We start from the raw sequence: 25,945 nt of genomic DNA on the forward strand, positions 1-25,945 counted from the left end.
CGTGTTATTTTTCTTGCTAACTGCAGGCTGATTTTAATCACTTTGAAAGGTTTTAAAGTGTTAAATAGATCGCAAAATGAAAGATAAATATTTTATTTTGAAAGTTTGGCGGTAAAAGGATGAAACGATCAGGCGCATGACAGCATGCCGGGAAGGGGGCGGTGAAGGACTATTTTGTCTACAAACGGATTGCCGCTTTCTTGTTGGTCGTCGCATGCTTTACCATAATTATCCCTTGCTGAATTTGTTAAACGGAATTCCCATGTTGAAGCGTCGCTATCTGGCTTTACTTCCCCTTTGTGTGCTCCTCGCTGCCTGCAGCAGCAAACCCAAGACCCCCGCGGAAACGGAGATGGCGAGTGGAACCGGCGGCTTTTTGCTGGAACCGCAGCATAACGTGATGCAGATGGGCGGCGACTTCGCCAACAACCCGGCGGCGGCGCAGTTCATTGATAAGATGGTGGCGAAGCACGGCTTCGACAGGCAGCAGCTGCAGGAGATCCTGTCGCAGGCTAAGCGCCTGGATTACGTCCTGCGGCTGATGGATCGTCAGGCGCCGACCGGCCTGCCGCCGACCGGGCCGACCGGCGCCTGGCTGCGTTACAAGAAACAGTTTATTACCCCGGATAATGTGCAGAACGGCGTGGTGTTCTGGAACCAGTATCAGGATGCGCTGAACCGCGCTTATCAGGTTTATGGCGTGCCGCCGGAAATCATCGTCGGCATTATCGGCGTGGAGACTCGCTGGGGCCGGGTGATGGGCAAAACCCGTATCCTTGATGCACTGGCGACCCTGTCGTTTAGCTACCCACGCCGCGCCGAATACTTCTCATCGGAGCTGGAAACCTTCCTGTTAATGGCGCGCAGCGAAAGCGACGACCCGCTGGATCTGAAAGGCTCTTTCGCCGGGGCGATGGGCTACGGCCAGTTTATGCCGTCGTCCTATAAGCAGTATGCGGTCGATTTTAACGGTGACGGCCATATCAACCTGTGGGACCCGGTGGATGCCATCGGCAGCGTGGCCAACTACTTCAAACAGCATGGCTGGGTGAGCGGCGATCTGGTGGCGGTGCAGGCGCTGGGCCAGGCGCCGGGGCTGGAGAATGGTTTCAAAACCAAATACAGCATTTCGCAGCTGGCGGCGGCGGGGCTGACCCCGACCCAGCCGCTGGGTAACCATCAGCAGGCCAGTCTGCTGCGGCTGGATGTCGGCACCGGCTATGAGTACTGGTACGGGCTGCCGAACTTCTACACCATCACCCGCTACAACCACAGCACCCACTACGCGATGGCCGTCTGGCAGCTGGGCCTGGCGGTTTCGCAGGCCCGTGGCGGGTACTGATCCTTTCATCCGACTGACTGATTCCGCGCCTCCCCGGATAGCGGCGCGTAGCGCCTTATCCGGGCTACGATGTGGTATCCGGTTGGTAGCTCCGGTAGGCGCAGCGCGACCGGGGGAGAGTTCAATGACAGCTTGTCGCCCTTCGGCAACACTGCGGCTACGTTACTGACAGATTTCGAGCCTCCCCGGATAGCGGCGCGTAGCGCCTTATCCGGGCTACGGTCTGGTATCCGGTTGGTAGCCCCGGTAAGCGTAGCGCGACCGGGGGAGGAGGCCGCGCTTAACCTCCCGTTTTTTCCCGCCCGCATGCCTCTTGTTGACCTTTGTTACATTTCTGCCCACTGACACTGATTTACATTCTTTTTTCGCCTCTGTATTGTTATGTTATAACATTAAAAGAGGTGAAATATGTTCACATCAGTTTTTATGGCCTCCGGCGTGACGCGCGCGACCATCGCAGGCGTGCTGCTGGTGGTGCTATGGTTAGCGACCTGGTGGGCGGTGGCGCTGCCATGATTGAGCTGGAACAGCTGGTCGCTGGCTATGACGGGGTGGCGATCACCCCTCCGCTGAGCGGGATGATATGCCCCGGCAGCCTGACGGCAATCGTTGGCCTCAATGGCTGCGGAAAATCAACCTTGCTAAAAACGCTCGCCGGGTTTCTTCCGCCAGTCAGTGGCCGCCTGCGCTGGGAGGGGAAACGGCCGGTGATTGGCTGGCTGGCGCAGCGCCATGCCCTCGAGTCGCAGTTTCCTCTCAATGTGCAGGATGTGGTGAGTCAGGGCGCATGGCCCGGCGTGTCGCTGCTACGCGGTCTGGGCGGCGATACCCGGCGACGTATCAGCGCGGTGCTGGAGCGGGTCGGGCTGGCGGGTCTGGCGAAATCGCCGATTGAGGCGCTCTCCGGCGGCCAGTTTCAGCGCATGCTGTTTGCCCGGGTGATGGTGCAGCAAGCGCCGCTGGTGATGCTCGACGAGCCTTTCACCGGCATCGACGAAGCGACCTGCCGCGAACTGATGGAATTGATCCTCGAGATGCATCAGCAGGGGCAGACCATCCTGGCGGTGCTGCATGATAACCAGCGGGTGGCCGACTTTTTCCCCGAGACGCTGCTGCTGACCGCCCAACGCGCCTGCTGGGGCGTCACCCGGGCGGTACTTCCGGCTTTCAGTCATGCGAGGTCGGCATGATCTGGCACACCTTCTTTCAGCCCTTTATTGAATTTGGTTTTATGCGCCGGGCTCTCGTGGTGTGTCTGGCGCTGTCGCTGAGCACCACCATGCTGGGCGTCTTCCTGCTGCTGCGGCGCATGAGCCTGATGGGCGATGCGCTGTCGCACGCCATTCTCCCCGGGGTGGCGGTGGGGTATCTGCTGAGCGGCATGTCGCTGCTGGCCATGACCCTGGGCGGCTTCATCGCCGGCATCGTGGTGGCGCTGGTGGCCGGGTGGGTGAGCCGGCGGACACCGTTAAAAGAGGACGCCAGCTTTGCCGGATTTTATCTGGGATCGCTGGCCCTGGGCGTCACCCTGGTGTCGCTACGCGGCTCCAGCGTCGACCTCCTGCATCTGTTGTTTGGCTCTATTCTGGCGGTCGATCGTGATGCGGCGCTGTTTGTCAGCGGCGTCGCCAGTCTGACGCTGCTGTGCATTGCGCTGTGCTACCGCGGTCTGGTCAGCGAGGCGTTCGACAGCGCCTGGCTGCAGGTGAATAACCCCCGACTTCCCGCGCTGCTGCATGGACTGTTTCTGGCGCTGCTGGTGCTTAACCTGGTGGCGGGGTTTCAGGTGCTCGGCACGCTGATGGCGGTAGGGGTGATGATGCTTCCGGCGGTTGCCGCGCGCTGCTGGGCGCGAACGCTGCCGGGCATTCTGCTGCTGGCGGCGCTCTCCGGCGCACTCTGCGCCTGGCTGGGATTAAGTCTCTCCTGGGCGGTCGGTCTTCCCGCCGGGCCCGCCATCGTGCTGACCGCCAGCGCGCTGTTTTTTATTTCACTGTTTTTTGGCACGCATAGCCGGCTGCTGGTCGGCTGGCGCAAATTGATGGGGTAAGGAAATGATGAAACGTAGTGCAATGGTTGTGGCGCTGGCATTGGGGCTGATGGCGCAGGGGGCGATGGCAAAAACGCTGAACGTGGTAAGCAGTTTTTCGGTGCTGGGTGATATGGTGCAGCAGGTCGGCGGCGAGCATGTCCATGTGGATACGCTGGTCGGCCCGGACGGCGATCCACATACCTTCGAACCTTCGCCGAAGGATAGTGCGCTGCTCAGCAAGGCCGACGTGGTGGTGGTCAACGGCCTGGGGCTGGAAGGGTGGCTGGATCGCCTGATTAAGGCCTCTGGTTTCAAGGGCGAGCTGGTGGTGGCGTCGAAAGGCGTCAAGACCCATACCCTTGATGAGGATGGTAAAACGGTGACCGATCCCCACGCCTGGAACAGCGCGGCGAACGGCGCGTTGTATGCGCAGAATATCCTCGATGGTCTGGTGAAAGCCGACCCGGAAGATAAAGCGGCGTTGACCAGCAGCGGCAAGCGCTATATCGACCAGTTGACGAACATCGACGGCTGGGCGAAAGCGCAGTTCAGCGCCATTCCGTTGGCAAAGCGCAAGGTCCTGACCAGTCATGACGCCTTCGGCTATTTTGGCCGGGCTTATCAGGTGACCTTCCTCGCGCCGCAGGGACTCTCTTCAGAGAGTGAGGCCAGCGCGGCGCAGGTGGCGGCGCTGATTAAGCAAATCAAAGCGGATGGCGTGCATACCTGGTTTATGGAGAACCAGCTTGACCCGCGGCTGGTGAAGCAAATCGCCAACGCGACGGGCGCTCAGCCGGGGGGCGAACTCTATCCGGAGGCGCTCTCCGCACCGGGTGGCGTCGCGGATAGCTATGTGAAAATGATGCGTCATAACGTGGCGCTGATCGCCGCCAGCATGAAGTAATCGTGCGATTTATCATCCCGGCGTCGCCGGGATGACTCATTTTGGATGTCCCCTCGTAAATTCCACACCTCGTCCCCATATCTCTGTGGAAAGTGCTATCTTTGATGGCCTCTTTATCCAGACCAAAGCGGGGCGATAATGACCGATTCAGAATTAATGCAGCTTAGCGAGAAGGTGGGCCGGGCGCTGAAGGCGCGCGGTGCGACGGTGACCACGGCGGAATCCTGCACCGGCGGCTGGATAGCGAAAGCGCTCACCGATATTGCCGGTAGCTCAGCGTGGTTTGAACGCGGCTTTGTGACCTACAGCAACGAAGCCAAATCGCAAATGATCGGCGTCAGCGAAGCGACGCTGCGGGACAACGGCGCAGTGAGCGAGCCGGTGGTGGTCGAGATGGCGATTGGTGCGCTGCGCGCGGCGCGCGCGGATTATGCCATCTCAGTTAGCGGCGTCGCCGGGCCGGATGGCGGCAGTGACGAAAAGCCGGTCGGCACGGTGTGGTTTGGTGTCGCCAGCGTGAGCGGGCAAGGGGTGACGCGGCGGGAATGCTTTGCCGGAGACCGCGAAGCGGTGCGTCGTCAGGCGACGGCCTATGCGCTAAATCTGCTCTGGCAACAATTTCTACAAAACACTTGATACTGTATGACCATACAGTATAATTGCTTCAACTGAACAAATATTAACGGCGAAGCGAACACGCTTCACCCTGCATGATTAGGAGTAACAATGGCGATCGACGAAAACAAACAGAAAGCGTTGGCGGCTGCACTGGGCCAGATCGAAAAGCAATTCGGTAAAGGCTCCATCATGCGCCTGGGTGAAGACCGTTCTATGGACGTAGAAACCATCTCCACCGGCTCGCTTTCTCTGGATATTGCGCTTGGCGCCGGCGGTCTGCCAATGGGCCGTATCGTCGAGATCTACGGGCCGGAATCCTCCGGTAAAACCACCCTGACGCTGCAGGTTATCGCCGCAGCGCAGCGTGAAGGTAAAACCTGTGCGTTCATCGATGCCGAACACGCACTGGACCCGGTCTATGCGCGCAAACTGGGCGTGGATATCGACAACCTGCTGTGTTCTCAGCCGGACACCGGTGAACAGGCGCTGGAAATCTGTGACGCGCTGGCGCGCTCTGGCGCGGTTGACGTTATCGTCGTCGACTCCGTGGCGGCGCTGACGCCGAAAGCGGAAATCGAAGGCGAAATCGGCGATTCTCACATGGGGCTCGCGGCGCGTATGATGAGCCAGGCGATGCGTAAGCTGGCGGGTAACCTGAAGCAGTCCAACACGCTGCTGATCTTTATCAACCAGATCCGTATGAAAATCGGCGTAATGTTCGGTAACCCGGAAACCACCACCGGCGGTAACGCGCTGAAGTTCTACGCCTCCGTGCGTCTGGACATCCGCCGCATCGGCGCGGTGAAAGAGGGCGACAACGTCGTCGGCAGCGAAACCCGCGTCAAAGTGGTGAAAAACAAAATCGCCGCGCCGTTCAAACAGGCTGAATTCCAGATCCTCTACGGTGAAGGCATCAACTTCTTCGGCGAGCTGGTTGACCTTGGCGTGAAAGAGAAGCTGATTGAGAAAGCGGGCGCCTGGTACAGCTACAACGGCGACAAAATTGGTCAGGGTAAAGCGAACGCGATCACCTGGCTGAAAGAGAACCCGGCGGCGGCGAAAGAAATTGAGAAGAAAGTTCGCGAACTGCTGCTCAACAACCAGGACTCTACGCCGGACTTCGCCGTTGACGGCAACGACGCAGAAGAAACGGAACAAGATTTCTGATATCGTCTAACAGAGTGATAAAGGGCTGCTTATGCGGCCCTTTTGCATTTCTTAGATTATTGAGGTGCCTGTGACTGAACCTTCATCACGCCGCTCCGGCTACGCCCGCCTGCTGGACCGCGCTATTCGCATTCTGGCCATGCGCGACCACAGCGAACAGGAGCTGAGGCGCAAACTGGCTGCTCCGGTAATGAGCAAAAATGGCCCCGAGGCGCTGGACGTCACCCCCGAAGAGCTGGAGCAGGTGGTTGCCTGGTGTATTGAAAACCGCTATCTCGACGATAATCGTTTTGTCGGCCAGTTCATCGCCAGCCGGAGCCGCAAAGGCTATGGCCCGGCGCGTATTCGCCAGGAGCTCAGCCAGAAAGGGATTGCCCGCCAGGACGTTGAACAGGCGATGCGCGAATGCGATATCGACTGGGTGAGTCTTGCCAGGGAGCAGGCGCAGCGTAAATACGGCGAACCGTTACCTTCCGCCTTTACTGAAAAAGTGAAAGTTCAGCGATTCCTGCTCTACCGCGGCTACCTGATGGAAGATATCCAGGAAATCTGGCGAAATTTTGCAGATTGACCCATCGGGGATTTTACTTCGCCGTAAAGAAAACTTATCTTATTCCCACTTTATTCCGTCGGGCCGCTGGTTGTGACAGTACAGACAGCGTCCAGGGCGATTATTCCTTATACACAAAATCATTCAAGCTGCATCAGGGCGGCAAGAGAGAACATCTTCTGGAACGCACGTCAGTTCGGTGCCGGGAGAGCAAGCGCAGCCAGGACAGAGGCGACTTGAAGGATGACGTGTAGCTTGATTTCAGGATAATTATGAGCAAGAGCACCGCTGAGATCCGTCAGGCGTTTCTCGACTTTTTCCATAGTAAGGGACATCAGGTAGTTGCCAGCAGCTCCCTGGTGCCGCACAACGATCCAACCCTGCTGTTTACCAACGCCGGGATGAACCAGTTCAAGGATGTCTTCCTTGGCCTCGACAAACGTAATTATTCGCGCGCGACCACCGCGCAGCGTTGCGTGCGTGCGGGTGGTAAACACAACGATCTGGAAAACGTCGGTTACACCGCGCGTCACCACACCTTCTTTGAAATGCTGGGCAACTTCAGCTTCGGCGATTATTTCAAGCAGGATGCCATCAAATACGCATGGGAACTGCTGACCGGTGAAAACTGGTTCGCCCTGCCGAAAGAGAAGCTGTGGGTTACCGTTTACGAGACCGATGACGAAGCGTTCGACATCTGGGCTAACGAAGTGGGCGTTCCGCGCGAGCGGATTATCCGCATCGGCGACAACAAAGGCGCGGCGTTTGCTTCTGATAACTTCTGGCAGATGGGCGACACGGGTCCGTGCGGTCCGTGCACCGAAATCTTCTTTGACCATGGCGATCACATCTGGGGTGGCCCTCCGGGAAGCCCGGAAGAAGACGGCGACCGTTACATCGAGATCTGGAACATCGTCTTCATGCAGTTCAACCGTCAGGCTGACGGTACCATGGAGCCGCTGCCGAAGCCGTCCGTTGATACCGGTATGGGGCTGGAGCGTATTGCCGCCGTGCTGCAGCACGTTAACTCCAACTATGATATCGACCTGTTCCGCGATCTGATCGCCAGCGTGGCGAAAGTCACCGGCGCGACCGACCTGACGAACAAGTCGCTGCGCGTGATTGCCGACCACATTCGCTCCTGTGCGTTCCTGATCGCTGACGGCGTGATCCCATCGAATGAAAACCGCGGCTACGTGCTGCGTCGCATCATTCGCCGTGCGATCCGTCACGGCAACATGCTGGGCGCGAAGGACACCTTCTTCTGGAAACTGGTTGCCCCGCTGATCGCCGTGATGGGTTCCGCAGGTGAAGAACTGAAACAGCAGCAGGCTCAGGTTGAGCAGGTGCTGAAAACCGAAGAAGAGCAGTTTGCCCGCACTCTGGAGCGCGGACTGGCGCTGCTGGATGAGGAGCTGTCGAAGCTGAAAGGCGACACGCTGGATGGCGAAACGGCCTTCCGTCTGTACGACACCTACGGCTTCCCGGTCGACCTGACGGCGGACGTGTGCCGCGAACGCAACATTAAAGTTGACGAAGCCGGCTTTGAAGCCGCCATGGAAGAGCAGCGCCGCCGCGCGCGCGAGTCCAGCGGTTTCGGCGCTGACTATAACGCGATGATCCGCGTTGATGGCGCCTCTGAATTTAAAGGTTACGACCATCTGGAGCTGAACGGCAAAGTCACCGCGCTGTTTATCGACGGTAAAGCGGTGGATAGCGTCAGCGCCGGCCAGGAAGCGGTGGTGATCCTCGATCAGACCCCGTTCTATGCAGAATCCGGCGGCCAGGTGGGCGATAAAGGCGAACTGAAAGGCGCGGGTTTCTCCTTCGCCGTCAGCGACACGCAGAAGTACGGCCAGGCCATTGGTCATATCGGTAAAGTCGCCAGCGGCTCCCTGAAAGTGGGTGACGCGGTGCAGGCCGATGTGGATGAGGCTCGCCGTCAGCGTATTCGTCTGAACCACTCCGCGACGCATCTGATGCACGCGGCGCTGCGTCAGGTGCTCGGCACCCATGTGGCGCAGAAAGGATCGCTGGTTAACGATAAAGCGCTGCGCTTTGACTTCTCGCATTTCGAAGCGATGAAGCCGGAAGAAATTCGTGCAGTCGAAGATCTGGTGAACGCGCAGATCCGTCGTAACCTGGCTATCGAAACCAATATCATGGATATCGATGCCGCGCGCGCATCCGGCGCCATGGCGCTGTTCGGCGAGAAATACGATGATCGCGTCCGCGTGCTGCAGATGGGCGACTTCTCCACCGAACTGTGCGGCGGGACTCACGCGGCGCGTACCGGTGATATCGGCCTGTTCCGCATCACCTCTGAGTCCGGTACCGCCGCTGGCGTGCGCCGTATCGAAGCGGTAACCGGCGAAGGCGCGATAGCCATGCTGCACGCGCAGAGCGATCAGCTCAGCGATATCGCACAGCTGTTGAAGGGTGACAGCCACAATCTCGGCGAGAAAGTTCGCGCCGCGCTGGAGCGTACCCGTCAACTGGAAAAAGAGCTGCAGCAGCTGAAAGAGCAGGCTGCGGCGCAGGAGAGCGCAAACCTCTCCAGCAAAGCGGAAGAGATTAACGGCGTTAAGCTGCTGGTCAGCGAGCTGGCCGGCGTGGAGCCGAAGATGCTGCGTACCATGGTTGACGATCTGAAGAACCAGCTGGGTTCGACGGTTGTGGTGTTGGCTACGGTTGCAGACGGTAAAGTTTCCCTGATTGCCGGTGTGTCTAAGGATGTGACAGATCGCGTGAAAGCAGGGGAGCTGGTTGGTATGGTCGCTCAGCAGGTGGGCGGTAAAGGGGGCGGTCGTCCGGATATGGCGCAGGCCGGTGGTACCGATGCGTCTGCTCTCCCTGCAGCGTTAGCCAGTGTGAAAGGCTGGGTCAGCGCAAAACTGTAATAACTATAAACGCCTATACCCTAAATAATTCGGGTTGCAGGAAGGCGGCGACGTAGCGAATCCCCAGGAGCTTACTCAAGTAAGTGACTGGGGTGAGTGAGGAAAGCCAACACACATGCAACGTGAAGTATGACGGGTATAGGTGCCGTAACCTCGGGGGAACGGCACCTTGCGTCATAAGTACTGATAACGATAAAGTCGGGTTGAAATTGTGTATATCGGCTAAACTTAGGTTTAACAGAATGTGATGCCATGACTGCTTATACCGCAAGGTATTTGTCATCGCTTACTTTTTGGCGTTATATGATGGATAATGCCGGGATACGAGAGACCCGACTCTTTTAATCTTTCAAGGAGCAAAGAATGCTGATTCTGACTCGTCGAGTTGGTGAGACCCTCATGATTGGAGATGAGGTCACTGTGACAGTTTTAGGGGTGAAGGGTAACCAGGTTCGTATTGGCGTAAACGCCCCTAAAGAAGTATCTGTTCACCGTGAAGAGATCTACCAGCGTATTCAGGCTGAAAAATCCCAGCAGTCCAGTTACTAAGGTTTCCGCGCCTCGCTGTTCAGTGAGGCGCATCCCTTCCCGCCGTTATTTTTGCCTTTTTCACTTTTTCCCCCTGCGCAATATCGGTTTTCATTACCCTTTGCCGCTTTGGCTGTTTGGCGTTATGTCAGCGCCAGGTCTGATTTCCTGTTGATAAATTGCCCTTTTTGCCGTTTTTGCACGCGAATTGCGTGCGAAGTGTGCAAACGAAAAAAGGTCTCGAAAAAGTGTTTGACTTATAAGTACCAGAAAGTAATATGTGCGCCATCGCAGCGACGAAGAGCAGAAACAAGTTCTTCAAAGCACTCGAAAGAGGCGTGTGTGTGGTGAGGTGGCCGAGAGGCTGAAGGCGCTCCCCTGCTAAGGGAGTATGCGGTCAAAAGCTGCATCCGGGGTTCGAATCCCCGCCTCACCGCCATTTTGCATCCGTAGCTCAGCTGGATAGAGTACTCGGCTACGAACCGAGCGGTCGGAGGTTCGAATCCTCCCGGATGCACCATCTTCTTTCTGAATTAAGAGAGAAGAACGCTGTGAAAGCAGCGGCCCGCAGTGCGAGGCATAATCGAGTCACTCTACCGATTAGGCCATCATACTCAGTGTGGCATGTGTTAGTTGTGACACTGACGCGTAGTAAAGCAAGTTTCCCGATGCATCCGTAGCTCAGCTGGATAGAGTACTCGGCTACGAACCGAGCGGTCGGAGGTTCGAATCCTCCCGGATGCACCATTCTTTGATAAGAATGGCAAATCGCGAAATTTGATATCAGAATTACAGCAGTAATCCCGATGCATCCGTAGCTCAGCTGGATAGAGTACTCGGCTACGAACCGAGCGGTCGGAGGTTCGAATCCTCCCGGATGCACCATATTCTCCTTAGTAACAGCAACATTGTTGTTATCTGGTTTGCGAAACCATCGTAAGTGCCAGGAGAGTCACCCCGCAGTAAAATAGCTTTCCCGATGCATCCGTAGCTCAGCTGGATAGAGTACTCGGCTACGAACCGAGCGGTCGGAGGTTCGAATCCTCCCGGATGCACCATATTCTCCTTAATAACAGCGACGATGTTGTTTTATGGTCTGCGAAATCATCGCCAGCACCAGGGGGGATAACGTTGCGTAAGCAACGGCCCGAAGGGCGAGGCGTAGCCGAGTCATCCTCCCGGATGCACCATATTCTCCTTAATAACAGCGACGATGTTGTTTTACGGTCTGCGAAATTATCGCCAGCACCCTTTCGAATACACCATCCTCACTCTTCTCTCTCCATTCCGATTACCTCGTTTTCCATCACCGATTTCATCCTGACTTTTTTTATTGGCAAGCCGCGCTTTCCACTATAATTTATCCTTGTATATCAGCGTTATCAGGCTGAGATAAATGCAAGGAGAGAAATCCATGAAATGGTTCAAAGCAATACCTGCTTTTTGCGCGACGCTGCTGGTGGCGACGGCCCTTACTGGCTGTGCCGGTTCGTCCACCAAAGAAAGCACCGGCGGTTACATTGACGATACCGTGGTGACCACTAAGGTGAAAACGGCGCTCTTTAATGATAAAGAAATCAAGTCCTCAGAAATCAGCGTCCAGACCTTTAAAGGCCGCGTGCAGTTGAGCGGGTTTGTCTCCTCTGCTGATAGCGCTAAACGTGCGGTAGAAGTCACCCGTCGGGTGCAGGGCGTGCGAATGGTCGAGAACGATCTGCGTATTAAATAAGACCGGCTTTCTGGTTTTATGCCTGAAGGCGCCTGAGGGCGCCTTTGTCGTTTAAGCCGCTGGCCGCGACAACGACGGGCTTTTGCGATAGAGTAACCATTCATTAACCGGTTGGTGAGAAGACAATGTACGAAGGTTACGCAGGACTGATCTTTGATATGGATGGCACCATTCTCGATACCGAGCCGACGCATCGTCAGGCATGGAACGAGGTGTTGGGCCGCTACGGTATGCGTTTCGACGAACAGGCGATGGTCGCGCTCAATGGCTCACCAACCTGGCGGATTGCCCAGGCGATTATTGAACTCAACCAGGCGGATCTCGATCCACATCGCCTGGCGCAGGAAAAAACCCAGGCGGTTAAGGCGATGCTGCTGGACAGCGTACGCCCATTGCCGCTGATTGAGGTGGTCAAGGCGTGGCATGGCCGTCGCCCGATGTCGGTGGGTACCGGCAGCGAAAGCGCCGTCGCCGAGGCACTGCTGGCGCACCTGGGCCTGCGTCATTACTTCACCGCGGTGGTGGCGGCCGATCATGTGGTCAACCATAAACCCGCGCCCGATACCTTCCTGCTGTGCGCCGAGCGCATGGGCGTCGCGCCGGAAAAATGCGTGGTCTTCGAAGATGCCGACTTTGGTCTGCAGGCGGCGAAGCGCGCAGGCATGGACGCTGTTGACGTGCGTTTGCTGTGAGCGACGCGCTGTCACTCACCTCGCTGTTTGCCAGTAGCTTTTTAAGCGCCACGCTGCTTCCCGGTAATTCGGAGGTTGTGCTGGTGGCTATGCTACTTGCAGGGGTCAGTCATCCATGGTGGTTAGTATTAATAGCAACAATCGGCAATAGCCTTGGAGGGGTAACTAACGTTATTCTGGGGCGCTTGTTTCCGCTGCGCAAAACCTCGCGCTGGCAGGAGCGGGCGGCCGGCTGGCTTAAGCGCTACGGCGCGGTCACGCTCTTACTGAGCTGGGCGCCGGTTGTCGGTGATTTACTGTGTTTGCTGGCGGGATGGATGCGCATTTCCTGGGGACCGGTACTCTTTTTCTTATGCCTTGGTAAGGCGCTGCGCTATATCGTTATTGCGGCAGCGACGCTTCAGGGCATGACGTGGTGGCACTAATTGGACTGATAGTTCATCCATTACAATTATGCTTATTCAAACGATTTCGACAGGCGGGAGGTCAAATTGATCCCGGACGTATCACAGGCGCTGGCCTGGCTGGAAAAACATCCGCAGGCTCTGCAAGGTATTCAACGTGGTCTGGAGCGGGAAACGCTGCGCGTTAACGCCGACGGCACCCTTGCAACGACCGGTCACCCTCTGGCGTTAGGCTCAGCGCTGACGCATAAATGGATTACCACCGATTTTGCCGAAGCTTTACTCGAGTTCATTACGCCGGTAGATGGCGATATTGAGCATATGCTGACCTTTATGCGCGATGTCCATCGCTATACCGCGCGTCAGCTGGGCGACGAGCGGATGTGGCCGCTGAGTATGCCATGCTATATCGCTCCCGGTCAGGATATTGAGCTGGCGCAGTACGGCACCTCAAACGTGGGGCGTCTGAAAACGCTGTATCGCGAGGGGCTGAAGAACCGCTATGGCGCGCTGATGCAGACTATCTCCGGCGTGCACTATAACTTCTCGCTGCCGATGGCGTTCTGGCAGGCGAAGTGCGGCGTGGAAGACGTCGAAAGCGGTAAAGAAGCTATCTCGGCGGGCTATTTCCGCTCGATTCGTAACTACTATCGCTTTGGCTGGGTGATCCCTTATCTGTTCGGCGCTTCGCCGGCGATTTGCTCTTCGTTCCTGCAAGGGAAACCGACGACGCTGCCTTTTGAGGAAGCGGGTAACGGTATGTACTACCTGCCGTACGCCACCTCGCTGCGCCTCAGCGACCTCGGTTATACCAATAAGTCGCAAAGCAATCTCGGAATTACGTTTAACGATCTGCACGAGTATGTGGCAGGATTGAAGCGGGCGATTAAAACGCCGTCGGAAGAGTACGCTAAAATCGGGCTGCAGAAAGACGGCAAGTATCTGCAGATCAACAGCAATATCCTGCAGATTGAAAACGAACTCTATGCGCCGATCCGTCCGAAACGCGTGACCCGTCGGGGCGAAACCCCGTCCGATGCGCTGCTGCGCGGCGGCATTGAGTACATTGAAGTGCGTTCGCTGGATATCAACCCGTTCTCGCCGATCGGCGTTGACGCCCAGCAGGTGCGTTTCCTCGATCTGTTTATGGTCTGGTGCGCGCTGGCCGACGCGCCGGAGATGAGCAGCGATGAGCTGCTGTGCACCCGCACCAACTGGAATCGGGTGATTCTGGAAGGGCGTAAGCCGGGCTTAACGCTGGGGATTGGCTGCGAAAGCGCGCAGTTCCCGTTGGCTGAGGTGGGCAAAGATCTGTTCCGCGATTTACGCCGCGTGGCGCAGACCCTTGACAGTATCCACGGTGGCCAGGCATATCAGCAGGTCTGCGACGAGCTGCTGGCCTGCTTTGACGATCCGGAATTAACCTTCTCAGCCCGCATTCTGCGTTCTATGATTGAAGAAGGGATTGGCGGCACTGGCCGTGCATTGGCGGATCGCTATCGGACGCAGCTGCGTGAAGAGCCGCTGGAGATCCTGAGCGAAGCCGATTTCATCGCCGAGCGCGAGGCATCGGTGGCGCGGCAGAAGAAAGTGGAAGCGGAAGACAGTGAGCCGTTTGAAGCGCTGCTGGCACGACACGCGTAGCCGCTGACGATACAAAAGAAAAAGGCCACATCAATGTGGCCAAACTTTCATCTCTGATTCAGGGATGATGATGATAATAAATGCGCGTCTTTCATATACTGAGACTCGCGGCTGAACAAAGAGTTCATTTTATTTTAAAAAAAATCACTCCCGGAGGTGACGAATGCCGTTGTTAGATAGTTTCACAGTCGACCATACCCGAATGGAAGCCCCAGCGGTGCGTGTCGCGAAGAAAATGAACACGCCGCATGGCGATGAAATCACCGTTTTCGATCTGCGCTTCTGCGTGCCGAACCAGGAAGTGATGCCGGAGCGCGGTATCCACACTCTGGAGCACCTGTTCGCGGGCTTTATGCGCGATCACCTGAACGGGAATGGCGTGGAAATTATCGACATTTCGCCGATGGGCTGCCGCACCGGGTTCTATATGAGCCTGATTGGTACGCCAGATGAGCAGCGCGTCGCTGACGCCTGGAAAGCGGCGATGGCCGATGTACTGAAGGTAAAAGATCAGAACCAGATCCCGGAGCTGAACGTTTACCAGTGCGGAACCTACACGATGCACTCGCTGGAAGAGGCCCAGGACATCGCTCGTCATATCATTGAGCGCGATGTGCGCATCAACAGCAACGACGAACTGGCGCTGCCGAAAGAAAAACTGCAGGAACTGCACATCTAGTGCTTCCGCCACGGCCCGACGCCTGTCGCCGGGCCGCTCTCCTGACGCCGCCATGACCACCACCACGACGTTCTCCTTTCAGCACCGCCCGCTGGTGCCTTTTGCCCATGATTACGCCCACGGTGACCAGGAAGACTGGCATCAGCACGACTGCGCCCAGCTGCTGCATATTTTAAGCGGCGTGGTGCGGGTCGCGACGCCGGCAGGTTACTGGGTGGTGCCGCCCGGGCGCGGCGTCTGGCTGCCGGCGGGAACGCCGCACGCGCTGCGTATGACCGGCAACGTGGCGGCGCGCACCCTGTTTATCGATCCGCTGGCGCGCGCCGATCTCCCGGCGGGCTGCCAGATCGTACAGATCACGCCGCTGCTGCGGGAACTGATCGTCTCATCCCTGGGACTGGCCGAGCGCTATGCCCCCGCCAGCCGTGACGAACGGATTTATGAGCTGATCCTCGATGAGATCCGCGGGATGGCGATCCTGCCGTTTGGCCTGCCGGAACCACAAAGCGACACGCTGCGTCGGCTATGTCAGCAGGTGCGTGAGACGCCGGGCGATGTCTGGAGCAGCGGCCAGGCGGCGAAGGCGTGCAGCATGAGCGAGCGAACCCTTAACCGCCATTTTCAGCAGCAGACTAGCCTGACGTGGAGCGAGTGGGTGCGCCGGGCGAAGCTAATGGAAGCGCTGACTCGCCTGGCGCAGGGTCACTCCGTGCTGCGGGTGGCGCTGGAGCTGGGCTACGGCAGCCACAGCGCCTTCAGCGCCATGTTTCGTCGGGTGATGGGCGTTGCTCCCAGCGACTATTTTCGCCCTCCGACCTGATCGGCGACGCTGATCGCATTGCACAATGCCTGCAGCGAAGCGCGCGCCACGTCATTATCAATACCTACCCCCCAGTAGCTTTCACCTTGCGGAAAAACGCAGCGGATATAGGCGACCGACCGACTGTCGCTGCGCGCGCCAAGGGTATGCTCATGGTAGTCCTTGATCATAAACGGCTGTCTGAGCAGTGCGCTGAGGCCGCTGGCGGCGGCCGACAGCAGGCCGTTGCCCTGGCCCTGCAGGCGTCGGGTTTCGCCGTGGTGACGCAGCGTCGCCTGCAGCGAAAGCTGACCATCCTGTTGGCTGGCGCTCTGATAATCGAGCAGCGTCAGCGCAGGCTGCGCCAGCAGGCCGTAGCGCGTGCGGAACAGCTGCCACAGCGCGTGGTGGGTCATCTCTTTGCCGTCGCTATCGGTCGCCTGCTGTACATGCTGACTGAAGTCCTGCTGCAGCCCGCGGGGCAGCTTGAGACCATGATTTTGTTCGATAAGCCAGGCGCTGCCGCTTTTCCCCGACTGGCTGTTGACGCGGATCACCGCCTCATAGCTACAGCCGATATCCTGTGGGTCAATGGGCAGGTAGGGCATCTGCCATGGATCACCAGGATGACGGGCATCAAACCCTTTTTTGATTGCATCCTGATGGGAGCCGGAGAAGGCGGTGTAAGCCAGACTTCCCGCCCACGGGTGGCGCGGGTGAACGGGGATCTGGTTGCAGTTTTCCACCACCTCCACCACCCGGTTCATCTGCTCGAAGCGAAGCTGGGGGTCGATGCCCTGGCTGTAGAGGTTCATGGCCAGCGTGACCAGGCAGACGTTGCCAGTGCGTTCGCCATTGCCAAACAGGCAGCCTTCCACCCGATCGGCGCCAGCCATCACCGCCAGCTCGGCGCTGGCGACACCGGTCCCGCGGTCGTTATGCGGGTGCACGCTGATGCAGACCTCGCCGCGGCGGGAGAAGTGGCGGCAAAAATACTCGATCTGATCGGCATACACGTTGGGGGTGTTCACTTCTACCGTCGCCGGCAGATTGACGATCATCGGCCGTTCGGCGCAGGGCTGCCAGACGTCCGCCACCGCCTCGCAAATCTCAAGCGCAAACTCGGGTTCGGTAAAGCAGAAGGTCTCTGGTGAGTATTCGTATTGCCAGCGGGTCTCCGGCTGTTGTTCGCACTGCTGGCGGATAAGCCGGGTGGCACGGGTCGCCAGGGCGATCACTTCGGCTTTATCCATCCCAAAGACCAGCTCGCGAAACAGCGGCGCGGTGGCATTGTAGAGGTGGACGGTGGCCTGGCGGGCGCCGCGCAGCGCCTCAAAGGTGCGCAGGATCAACGGATCCCGCGCCTGGGTCAGCACCTGGATGGTGACATCTTCCGGGATGCGCTGCTCGTCGATCAGCTGGCGGACGAAGTTGAAATCGGTTTGCGAAGCGGAAGGGAAGGCGACCTCAATCTCTTTAAAGCCGCACTCCAGCAGCAGATCCCAGAACTGCAGTTTGCGGGCGCTGTCCATGGGCTCCGCCAGCGCCTGGTTGCCGTCGCGCAGGTCGGTCGACAGCCAGCGCGGGGCGTGGCTGATTTGCCGGTCGGGCCAGCGGCGGTCGGGCAGGGCAATCGGCGGATAGGGACGGTACTTTTCAGCAGGATGGCTCAGCATAGTATTCTCCTTAATGGTCAGCCTTTATCCTGCCCGAGCGTCGGGTGGCGGGCTCTCGCAAACGAGACAGAAACTAGCGAGAATTGGACAATCTGACGCCATAAAAAAGGGACCCGCAGGTCCCTTAGTCTGATACTTAGTGTGCGCCCCCACCGCCGCCGCCGGCGCTGAATGGCGGCCTGGCGAACCACACCAGGCTGAGCAGAAGAATAAAGATCCCCGCCGAAACCCAGAAGATTTCGTTGGCGGAGATAATCAACCCCTGGTTGGTTATCTGCTGTGCTATCCAGCCGGAAGCCTGCTGCTGGGTCATTCCCATGCCCTGCAGCTGATCGTACATCTGCTGGGCGTTGGGGTTGAACGGCGTCACCGACTCGGTGAGCTGCGCATGGTGCAGCGCCTCACGGTTGGTCCACATGGTGGTGGTGATCGAGGTACCGATGGAACCGGCAAGCGTTCGGGTAAAGTTCGACAAGCTCGACGCCGCCGCCAGCCGCTCCGGCGGCAGGCCGGAGAGGGTGATGGTGGTCAATGGCATGAAGAAGCAGGCTACCGCGAAGCCCTGGATAAACTGCGGCCACGCCGAAGCACCAAAGTCCATACCCGGTTCAAAGGTCCACGCGCGCCAGTAGAAGCACACCGCATACATAATAAAGCTGAAGGTCACCAGCCGCCGCATATCGAGCTTATGCGCAAAGCGGCCGATGATTGGCGACAGAATAACCGGGATCACCCCCACCGGCGCCGACGCCAGACCGGCCCAGGTGGCGGTGTAGCCGTAGACCTCCTGCAACAGTTGCGGCAGCAGCACGATGGCGCCGAAGTAGAGCATATAGGCCAGGCTGATACACAAACAGCCGATGGTGAAGTTGCGTGACTTAAACAGCGAGAGGTCGACTATCGGGTTATCGTCGGTCAGCTCCCAGACAATCAGGAAACTTATCGCCACCACCGCCACGATGGTCAGGATGATAATCTCGTTGGAAGCGAACCAGTCGAGCTCTTTACCGCGGTCGAGCATCACCTGCAGGCTACCGATACCGATGATCAGCAGGGCGAGACCCACGCCGTCGATGCGCCGTTGTTCGGTGCGGGTTTCACGGTTGCGCAGGGTTTGCAGGGTCATGATCACCACCGCCACGCCAATCGGCACGTTGATGAAGAAGATCCAGCCCCAGTGATAGTTATCGCTGATATAGCCGCCGAGAATCGGGCCACAGATCGGCGCGACGATCACGGTCATTGACCACAGGGCCAGCGCAATCGACCGCTTCGCCGGCGGGTAGTTGCTGAGCAACAGGCTCTGCGACAGCGGGATCAGCGGACCGGCGACGATCCCCTGAATGACGCGGAAGAAAATCAGCATCGTCAGGCTGTTCGACACCCCGCAGGCCCAGGAGGCGATAGCGAATGCCACCGTCGACCAGACGAAGAGCTTCACCTCGCCGACGCGTTTCGCCAGCCAGCCGGTAATGGGGATGGAGATGGCGTTGGCCACCCCGAACGAGGTGATGACCCAGGTTCCCTGGCTCAGCGACGAGCCAAGGTTACCGGCAATGGTCGGAATTGCCACGTTGGCGATAGTGGAGTCCAGCACCTGCATGAACGTCGCCAGCGACAGCGCAATGGTCATAATGACCAGTTGCGCGCCTTCGAGCGGTTTTTGCTGTTGCATTACGCTCACCCCGAATTATCCGGCGTTGGCCTGGATGATACCGTCGATCAGTTTATTGACCGGCTCAAGCGCGATTTCGCGGGCATTGCTCTCGTAGACCGGGGAGCTTCGCACCTGGCTGGCCAGCATTTCGCCATCGCGATCGGTGGTGTTGACTTCCACCAGCGTGGAGAGGCCGATGCGCAGCGGGTGTTCCGCCAGCTGTTTTTCATCCAGCTCGATGCGGACTGGCAGGCGCTGTACCACTTTGATCCAGTTACCGGTGGCGTTCTGCGCCGGCAGCAGGGAGAAGGCGCTGCCGGTACCCATATCCAGGCCGACCACTTTGCCGGTGTATTTCACGTCATCGCCATAGATGTCGCTGATCACGGTGGCCGGCTGGCCGATGCGCATGTGCGCCAGCTGGGTCTCTTTAAAGTTGGCGTCGATCCACAGGTTGGTCGCCGGGACCACCGCCATCAGCGGCGTGGTGGTGCCAATCTGCGCCCCAGGCTGTACCGAGCGACGGGAAACGTAGCCGCTAATCGGGCTGACGATTTGCGTACGCTGCAGGGCCAGCCAGGCGTTACGCACTTCGGTGGCCGCCTGCAGCACCGCCGGCTGCTGTTCCAGTTTGGTACCCAGCACGATCGCCTGGTTGGCGTTGTATTGCTGGATTGCCACGTCGAGTTCGGCCTGCGCGCTGGCGACGGTATCGCGAGCGTGCTGCAGCTCTTCGCGGCCGATCAGGTTCGCGGCGCCCAGCGGAATGCGGCGGTTCAGGTCAGCCTGGGCCTGGGCAAGGGCGGTTTTTTTGACGTCGATGTTCGCCTGCAATTGCTTGCTGTTGATCATCTGCTGGCGGGTCTGACGGACGCTGGCGGCCAGCTGCGTTTTGGCTTTCTCAAACGCCTGCTGGGCATCGGTCTGATCGAGCGTCACCAGCGGATCGCCTTTCTGCACGTAGTCCGTGTTGTCCGCCCAGACTTTGGTCACGCTGCCCGAGACCTGGGCCATAATTTGTACCTGGTTCCCTGCCACGTAGGCATCGTCGGTCTCTTCGTAGTGACGCAGTACCAGAAACCAGTAAATCCCATATGCCACGGCAATAATAATGAAGAGCAATGTCAGCAACAGGAGTGCGCCTTTGCGCTTTCCTTTTTTGCTGCTTGGTTGCTGCGGGGTTTGGCTCTCCGCATTTGCGCTCATGTTATTCTCCACGATCTTATTATTTCACATCGGCTGAGCCGACCTGTTTATCAGAAAGGCCAGCAGAGATCTGCTGGCCTGGCTGTTTTCCTTGCAACGTAAAAATGGGTTGAGCGACGCCGCCCTTAGCGTAGAGAGTCCGCCAGCACGCCTTCTTCTTCCATCTGGTCAAGGCGGCTCAGGAGTTTGCGGGTGATATGTTCGAGCTGATCTTTTTCGCTGGTGCTGAGTGAAGACCACAGCTGATGCAGGCAGTTATGCTGCGGTGGCAGGACTTCACGCAAAAACTGATGGCCCTTTTCGGTCAGCTGCAGATGCAGACAGCGGCGATCGTTATCGCTCTCGCGGCGTTCAATCCAGCCGCGTTTTTCCAGCTCATCAGCGATACGGGTGGCGTTGGTCCGCGACGAGCCCAGCGCGCAGCTTAGCTCGGACGGCTGAATGCTGTGGTTTTCCTGCGATTCCAGCGTAATCAGCGCCATAAATAATGTCTCGTTAATTCCCTGCGCTTTGAGCATTTTATTGCGGTTTTCCAGCAGCTTACCTTGCATGTGCATGCAAAGACGAGTTAACAGGATCTCCTGGAACGGGAAATCTTCATGGCGGCTGGCGCGGAATTTGAGCATTTGCTCAATGGGAGTAAACGAACTATCCATTTGGGTATGACCTCATTAATTACAGCCGATATAATAACTATTGTGACAAATAAATCAAATGAATTATTGACTAAAATTGATACGTAAGGCTTAGAGTCCGCTGGTGATTTTCCATGCCAGACCATAGGCCAACGCCGACAGCAGCGTCGGGACAATAATGCTGCGGGTTTTCCAGAAGGCGGCCCCCAGCACCAGGAAGCCGATCAGCGTCGGCGCCAGACGATGGGCATCGGCGAGGATCTCCGGCACGCTGGAGACCACCAGCAGCGCGCAAATCGAGGCGATGCCAATGGTATCCAGCAGCACGCTGACCGGGCCACGGCGAGCAGGCCGGGCATGGCCCGCGCGCAGACGCAGGGGAAGATAGCGAAACAGATAATTCACGCTGCCGACAATCACCCCGAGTAGAAGGACTTCACTGTTCATCCGGCATCCCCTTAAGCATGGCCTGGACCAGCGCCGTCAGACACCCGCAGACAATCCCGGCGAGGATCGCCGCCGGAATGGAAAATAACAGAATGCCGCCCAGCGCGCCTGCCAGGGCTGCCGTGACGCAGAGTGACTGCTGGCGCTGGAATGAGGCCAGCAGGAAGCTCATAAACAGCGCCGGCAGCATAAAGCCGAGCGCGGCCTCCACCGCGGGATAATCCACCAGCAGGCCGTTACCGGACCAGGCGCCGGCCAGCGTGCCGCACACCCACGATGCCCAGGAAGTAAAAGCGAGACCGAGCATCCAGTTTTCGCTCCAGCGGCGGTTATCGCGAACCAGCCTGGCGGTGGCCGCGGCGAAAACCTCATCGGTCAGGCCGAAGGCCCAGAGGGCGGTTTTCTTTTTATCCAGCGTCGAGCGAATGCGGCTGCGCAATGAGGGGCCATACAGCACATGACGGACATCCATCGCCATCACCGTCAGGGCCGCGACCCACAGTGAACTGCCGGCGGCCAGCATGGCGGTGATCACAAACTGGCTGGCGCCGGCGTAAATAATGCAGGAGAAAAACAGGCTTTCCAGCGGGGTGAATCCCAGCCGGGTGGCGTTCAGTCCGAAGGCGAAAGCCACCGGCAGGTAGCTGATAACGATGGGGAGACTGTCTTTGATGCCTTCGCCGACGGTGGCGACACGTTCAGGTAAGGCACAGGTTAAGGGCGCGGGGTTTTCCATATGAATAACTTATCGCTGGATCCATGTGAAGGTGACAAATTGACCGATGGGTCCACCTTAACAGAGCGCGACGCGCCTTAACACTATGGAAATTCCTGGAATCCGCTTTTCCATACTCTGTGCTGCGAGCAAGGAGGGGAAGGGAGCCCGGATAAGACGGAGCGCCTTATCCGGGAGACTGGGTTACTGCTGCGCAGCGAGCGCCGCTTTCACCCAGCTGTCGAACAGCGGCTGGTGGGCTTTGATCCAGCCATCGACATGGCCGTTAATGTCGGCTTCGGAAGCATGGCCTTCATGCATCATCGCATTCTGGGCGTTGATGTCGGTAATCGGCAGCTTCATGACACTAAACAGGGTGGCGGCGGCTGGGTTTTTCTCTGCCCACGCTTTGTTGGCGACAATGTGCATGGTGTTCACCGGGAAGCCATAGTTGGCGCCGTTGGCCAGTTTGGTGTCGATGTCTTTCTGTTTGCCTGGCAGGGAGGAGAACGGCACCTGCAGCCAGACGACGTCTTTGCCAGGTTTCAGCACGTCGCTGACCCAGTACGGCGTCCAGGTGTAGTAGAGCACCGGTTTACCCTCTTTATAGCGGGCGATGGTGTCAGCCATCATCGCCGCGTAGTTGCCCTGGTTATGGGTGACGGTTTTGCTCAGGCCATAGGCGTCAATCTGGTGGTTAATCACCGCTTCGCAGCCCCAGCCTGGTGTACAGCCGGTGAGATCCGCTTTACCGTCGTTATTGGTATCAAACAGTTTGGCGATCTGCGGATCTTTAAGCTGATCGATGGAGGTGATGTGGTACTGCTCGGCGGTTTTTTTGTCGATCAGATAGCCCTGGGCGGCGCCTGAGACATACACCCCTTTACGATAGAATTTGTTATCACCGCCCGCCGCGGCGTACATGTCATCGTGCAGCGGCTGCCAGTTGGTGGCGATAAAGGTGGTATCGCCGGCGGCAATGGAGGTGTAGGCGACGTTATAGTCCACTTCGCTGGGTTTCTCAACGGTGTAGCCTAGCTTCTCCAGTGCGCGGCTGACCAGCAGGGTCTGGAAGGTCTCTTCCGAAATGGTGCTCTGGGCAGGCTTTACGGTAATCCCTTTGCCCGGCAGGTCGGCGGCGAAGGCGCTGGTGGCGATCAGGGTGGCAAAGGCGGCGGTGGCCATCATCGTGCGATGTCGCATGGTGGTTCCTCTTATTGTTTAATGGGGGAGGCCGGCCCCCCGGCATCGGCTGTTGCCGGGGGGCAGCGCGGTTATCGACAGAAAGGGCGAGTGATAAGCCCCAGTGGGCCGGTGGTGTACCAGCGGCGGTTGCCGCGACTGCGGGCGTCGCGACCGACGGCCTGGGTGAGGCGGTCAAGAATAATCGCGAGGATCACGATCCCCACGCCGCCGACGGTAGCCAGACCCATATCCAGGCGGCCAATGCCGCGCAGCACCATCTGGCCGAGACCGCCGACGGCGATCATCGAGGCGATTACCACCATCGACAGGGCCAGCATCAGCGTCTGGTTTACCCCGGCCATGATGGTGGGCATCGCCAGCGGTAGCTGAACCTTAAACAACAGCTGGCGCGGGCTGGCGCCAAACGAGCGCGACGCTTCGATCAGATCCGCGGGCACCTGGTTTATCCCGAGAATGGTCAGGCGGACGATCGGCGGCAGGGCGAAGATAATCGTCACTACCACGCCGGGCACGTTGCCGATGCCGAACAGCATCACGATCGGCACCAGATAGACGAACGCCGGTGTGGTCTGCATGGCATCGAGCAGTGGGCGGATAATTTTCGCCGCCCGCGGACTGCGCGCCAGCCAGATCCCCAGCGGCAGGCCGATAACCATGCAGAACAGCAGGGCGGTGAGGACCAGCGCCAGGGTGACCATTGCCTGCGACCAGGCACCGATGGCGCCGATGGCAATCAGCGAAACCAGGGTGGCGACCCCCATGCCGAGGCTGGAGATCTGCCAGGCGATCAGCGCGAAGATAATTATCGCCACCGGCGCCGGCATCCCCAACAGCAGCTGCTGGAAGGCGCTGAGGATATAGTCGATCGGCACGCGGATCCCCTGGAACAGCGGGCGGAAGTGCAGCACGATCCAGTCGATGGCGTGGGTGACCCAGCTGTCGAGTGGGATCAGCGTCTTATGGAACGGGTCCATGATATTGAACTGTTCCGGCTGCGGCGCGGGCGCGCTGTGCAGCCAGTCGGCGCCGCCACCGTTGGCCGGCGCGGCAGTGGCGGTTCCACCCCAGGCATCGGCAGCCTGCGTGGCGCTGTCGGTTGCCGGGGCGCTGTCCCACGGATTGGTTTGATCAGCCATGATTCACCCCCTCGCGATCTAAAGCCTGGAGCAACATTCGTTTGGAAATGATGCCAATGTATTGTTGTTCTTCATCCACCACCGGGACGGCGCACGGGGCGTGGCCGACATGGGAGAGCAGATCGCTGAGCGGCGTTTGCGCCTCCACCGCCAGCGGGGCGTCAATCAGCGCCGTCTCGATCCCCTCGCCGGTGCTGAGCGCCGTCTTCAGAGAATCGATTGAGACAATCCCGACAAAGCGATTTCCGCGTTCGATGACATAGCCATATTCCCGGTCTTCATCCTGTAATAATTTCAGCGCCGAACGGGGGCCAAAACCTGGGGTTTTACGAATCAATCCAACCGGGCTGCGACGGGCAATATCTTTGGCGCTAAAGACCTGGCTAATATCCACGCCGCGGAAGAAGGTGCGCACATAATCATTGGCCGGATTATTCAGTATTTCATCCGGAGTACCGACCTGGACCACTTCGCCATTTTGCATAATGGCAATGCGATCGCCAATTCGCATGGCTTCATCAAGGTCATGAGAAATAAAGACAATAGTGCGTTGATGCTTAGCCTGTAATTTGATGAGCTCATCCTGCATTTCGGTGCGAATGAGCGGGTCGAGCGCGGAGAAGGCTTCATCCATTAACAGAATATCGGGATTGATGGCCAGGGCGCGGGCTAAACCGACGCGCTGACGCATCCCGCCGGAGAGTTCATCCGGCCAGGCATGGGCATAATTCTCCAGCCCCACCTGACGCAGCGCCTCCCGGGCTTTTTGCTCTCGTTCGGCGGTCGGGACGCCGGCAAGCGCCATACCAAACGCCGTGTTGTCGAGCACGCTCATGTGTGGCATAAGCGCAAAGGACTGAAAAACCATCGCAATTTTCTTGCGACGCACCTCGCGCAGCTCGGCGTCCGACATTTTGGCGATATCGACTCCGTCAATCAGCACCTGGCCGCGGGTGGGTTCAATCAGGCGATTGAGAAGGCGAACCATGGTGGATTTCCCCGAGCCGGAGAGCCCCATGATGACGAATATCTCGCCTTCTTCAATGGCCAGACTGGCGTCTTTGACGCCAAGCGACAGCCCCGTTTTTTCCAGTATTTGCGCTTTGTTGAGTCCTTTCTCAATATATTTGAAAGCCCGGTTAGGGTGCTCGCCAAATATCTTATAAAGATTTTTAATTTCTAATTTAATTGCCATGCAATAGAGAAGTTCCTGTTATTTGTTTATTGCGATACGATACCCAATGGTGATAATGATCTTTTTACACCCTAACATACTCAG

General features: G+C 58.1%; 24 protein-coding genes and 5 tRNA genes. 20 read left to right on the top strand and 9 right to left on the bottom strand.

The annotated features are described in order from the left end of the window. Positions 1-262: 262 nt before the first annotated feature. From mltB to CWM53_RS02205, 20 genes are all read left to right on the top strand, one after another. Complete coding sequence (gene mltB, locus CWM53_RS02095; protein ID WP_074387779.1) at positions 263-1,342, top strand: lytic murein transglycosylase B; 1,080 nt, start codon at positions 263-265, stop codon at positions 1,340-1,342. Positions 1,343-1,821: 479 nt separating this feature from the next. Then, the gene (locus tag CWM53_RS02110; protein ID WP_165785003.1) at positions 1,822-2,532 is read left to right on the top strand and encodes a metal ABC transporter ATP-binding protein; all 711 of its coding nucleotides are present in this window, start codon (positions 1,822-1,824) and stop codon (positions 2,530-2,532) included. After that, positions 2,529-3,392 carry a metal ABC transporter permease gene (locus CWM53_RS02115; protein ID WP_100631381.1) on the top strand — a complete coding sequence of 288 codons (864 nt, stop codon included), beginning with the start codon at positions 2,529-2,531 and terminating at the stop codon, positions 3,390-3,392. Before CWM53_RS02110 ends, CWM53_RS02115 begins: the two co-directional genes overlap by 4 nt. Positions 3,393-3,399: 7 nt before the next feature. Then, a complete protein-coding gene (locus tag CWM53_RS02120) occupies positions 3,400-4,278 on the top strand; it encodes a metal ABC transporter substrate-binding protein (RefSeq protein WP_074387781.1) in 879 nt (292 codons plus the stop codon). Positions 4,279-4,416: 138 nt separating this feature from the next. Further along, entirely contained in the window at positions 4,417-4,914 is a 498-nt protein-coding gene (gene pncC / locus CWM53_RS02125; protein WP_061153572.1) for a nicotinamide-nucleotide amidase, read from the top strand. Between the two features lie 90 nt (positions 4,915-5,004). Beyond that, on the top strand, positions 5,005-6,063 hold the full coding sequence (recA, locus tag CWM53_RS02130) for a recombinase RecA (RefSeq protein WP_004205686.1): 1,059 nt from the start codon (positions 5,005-5,007) through the stop codon (positions 6,061-6,063). A 70-nt stretch (positions 6,064-6,133) separates the two neighbouring features. Continuing rightward, positions 6,134-6,634, top strand: coding sequence for a recombination regulator RecX (gene recX, locus CWM53_RS02135; RefSeq protein WP_074387782.1), 501 nt, complete (start codon positions 6,134-6,136; stop codon positions 6,632-6,634). A 251-nt stretch (positions 6,635-6,885) separates the two neighbouring features. Then, a complete protein-coding gene (gene alaS, locus CWM53_RS02140; RefSeq protein ID WP_074387783.1) occupies positions 6,886-9,513 on the top strand; it encodes an alanine--tRNA ligase in 2,628 nt (875 codons plus the stop codon). Between the two features lie 363 nt (positions 9,514-9,876). After that, positions 9,877-10,062, top strand: coding sequence for a carbon storage regulator CsrA (csrA, locus tag CWM53_RS02150; protein WP_000906486.1), 186 nt, complete (start codon positions 9,877-9,879; stop codon positions 10,060-10,062). Between the two features lie 325 nt (positions 10,063-10,387). Next, a tRNA-Ser gene (locus tag CWM53_RS02155) sits at positions 10,388-10,480 on the top strand. 4 nt (positions 10,481-10,484) lie between these two features. Beyond that, positions 10,485-10,561: transfer RNA gene (locus CWM53_RS02160), tRNA-Arg, on the top strand. 150 nt (positions 10,562-10,711) lie between these two features. Next, positions 10,712-10,788, top strand: a tRNA-Arg gene (locus tag CWM53_RS02165). 61 nt (positions 10,789-10,849) lie between these two features. After that, positions 10,850-10,926: transfer RNA gene (locus CWM53_RS02170), tRNA-Arg, on the top strand. A gap of 96 nt (positions 10,927-11,022) precedes the next feature. Next, a tRNA-Arg gene (locus CWM53_RS02175) sits at positions 11,023-11,099 on the top strand. A gap of 356 nt (positions 11,100-11,455) precedes the next feature. Further along, on the top strand, positions 11,456-11,770 hold the full coding sequence (locus tag CWM53_RS02180) for a BON domain-containing protein (protein ID WP_061153576.1): 315 nt from the start codon (positions 11,456-11,458) through the stop codon (positions 11,768-11,770). Between the two features lie 125 nt (positions 11,771-11,895). Then, positions 11,896-12,462 carry a fructose-1-phosphate/6-phosphogluconate phosphatase gene (gene yqaB, locus CWM53_RS02185; protein ID WP_100632158.1) on the top strand — a complete coding sequence of 189 codons (567 nt, stop codon included), beginning with the start codon at positions 11,896-11,898 and terminating at the stop codon, positions 12,460-12,462. Beyond that, entirely contained in the window at positions 12,459-12,887 is a 429-nt protein-coding gene (locus CWM53_RS02190; RefSeq protein WP_008806149.1) for a YqaA family protein, read from the top strand. Before yqaB ends, CWM53_RS02190 begins: the two co-directional genes overlap by 4 nt. 66 nt (positions 12,888-12,953) lie before the next feature. Further along, on the top strand, positions 12,954-14,510 hold the full coding sequence (gene gshA, locus CWM53_RS02195) for a glutamate--cysteine ligase (RefSeq protein ID WP_100675864.1): 1,557 nt from the start codon (positions 12,954-12,956) through the stop codon (positions 14,508-14,510). Positions 14,511-14,673: 163 nt separating this feature from the next. Further along, the gene (gene luxS, locus CWM53_RS02200) at positions 14,674-15,189 is read left to right on the top strand and encodes an S-ribosylhomocysteine lyase (RefSeq protein WP_002914351.1); all 516 of its coding nucleotides are present in this window, start codon (positions 14,674-14,676) and stop codon (positions 15,187-15,189) included. 52 nt (positions 15,190-15,241) lie between these two features. Continuing rightward, positions 15,242-16,009 (top strand): AraC family transcriptional regulator, encoded by a 768-nt coding sequence (locus CWM53_RS02205; protein ID WP_100632157.1) that lies wholly within the window; start codon positions 15,242-15,244, stop codon positions 16,007-16,009. On the opposite strand, the gene leuA is transcribed toward CWM53_RS02205, so the two are convergent. The 9 genes from leuA to proV form a co-directional block, all read right to left on the bottom strand. Beyond that, complete coding sequence (gene leuA, locus CWM53_RS02210; protein ID WP_074387787.1) at positions 15,988-17,664, bottom strand: 2-isopropylmalate synthase; 1,677 nt, start codon at positions 17,662-17,664, stop codon at positions 15,988-15,990. The two genes, CWM53_RS02205 and leuA, sit on opposite strands and share 22 nt — an antisense overlap. Positions 17,665-17,800: 136 nt before the next feature. Beyond that, positions 17,801-19,339 (bottom strand): multidrug efflux MFS transporter permease subunit EmrB, encoded by a 1,539-nt coding sequence (gene emrB, locus CWM53_RS02215; protein WP_061153580.1) that lies wholly within the window; start codon positions 19,337-19,339, stop codon positions 17,801-17,803. A gap of 15 nt (positions 19,340-19,354) precedes the next feature. Then, the gene (emrA, locus tag CWM53_RS02220; protein ID WP_100730386.1) at positions 19,355-20,527 is read right to left on the bottom strand and encodes a multidrug efflux MFS transporter periplasmic adaptor subunit EmrA; all 1,173 of its coding nucleotides are present in this window, start codon (positions 20,525-20,527) and stop codon (positions 19,355-19,357) included. A 125-nt stretch (positions 20,528-20,652) separates the two neighbouring features. Further along, positions 20,653-21,183: a transcriptional repressor MprA gene (gene mprA, locus CWM53_RS02225; protein WP_002914337.1), complete on the bottom strand. Its 531-nt coding sequence runs from the start codon at positions 21,181-21,183 to the stop codon at positions 20,653-20,655. A 90-nt stretch (positions 21,184-21,273) separates the two neighbouring features. Then, positions 21,274-21,609, bottom strand: coding sequence for an L-valine transporter subunit YgaH (gene ygaH / locus CWM53_RS02230; RefSeq protein WP_008806143.1), 336 nt, complete (start codon positions 21,607-21,609; stop codon positions 21,274-21,276). Next, on the bottom strand, positions 21,599-22,345 hold the full coding sequence (locus CWM53_RS02235; protein WP_074387788.1) for an AzlC family ABC transporter permease: 747 nt from the start codon (positions 22,343-22,345) through the stop codon (positions 21,599-21,601). The genes ygaH and CWM53_RS02235 overlap by 11 nt, the downstream gene beginning before the upstream one ends. 183 nt (positions 22,346-22,528) lie before the next feature. Beyond that, the gene (gene proX / locus CWM53_RS02240; RefSeq protein WP_100730385.1) at positions 22,529-23,527 is read right to left on the bottom strand and encodes a glycine betaine/L-proline ABC transporter substrate-binding protein ProX; all 999 of its coding nucleotides are present in this window, start codon (positions 23,525-23,527) and stop codon (positions 22,529-22,531) included. A 71-nt stretch (positions 23,528-23,598) separates the two neighbouring features. After that, a complete protein-coding gene (gene proW / locus CWM53_RS02245) occupies positions 23,599-24,666 on the bottom strand; it encodes a glycine betaine/L-proline ABC transporter permease ProW (protein WP_074387790.1) in 1,068 nt (355 codons plus the stop codon). Next, positions 24,659-25,861, bottom strand: coding sequence for a glycine betaine/L-proline ABC transporter ATP-binding protein ProV (gene proV, locus CWM53_RS02250; RefSeq protein ID WP_074387791.1), 1,203 nt, complete (start codon positions 25,859-25,861; stop codon positions 24,659-24,661). Before proV ends, proW begins: the two co-directional genes overlap by 8 nt. Positions 25,862-25,945 lie beyond the last annotated feature (84 nt).

It is taken from the genome of Klebsiella sp. A-Nf5 (assembly GCF_002810545.1).
GTDB lineage: Bacteria > Pseudomonadota > Gammaproteobacteria > Enterobacterales > Enterobacteriaceae > Klebsiella > Klebsiella variicola.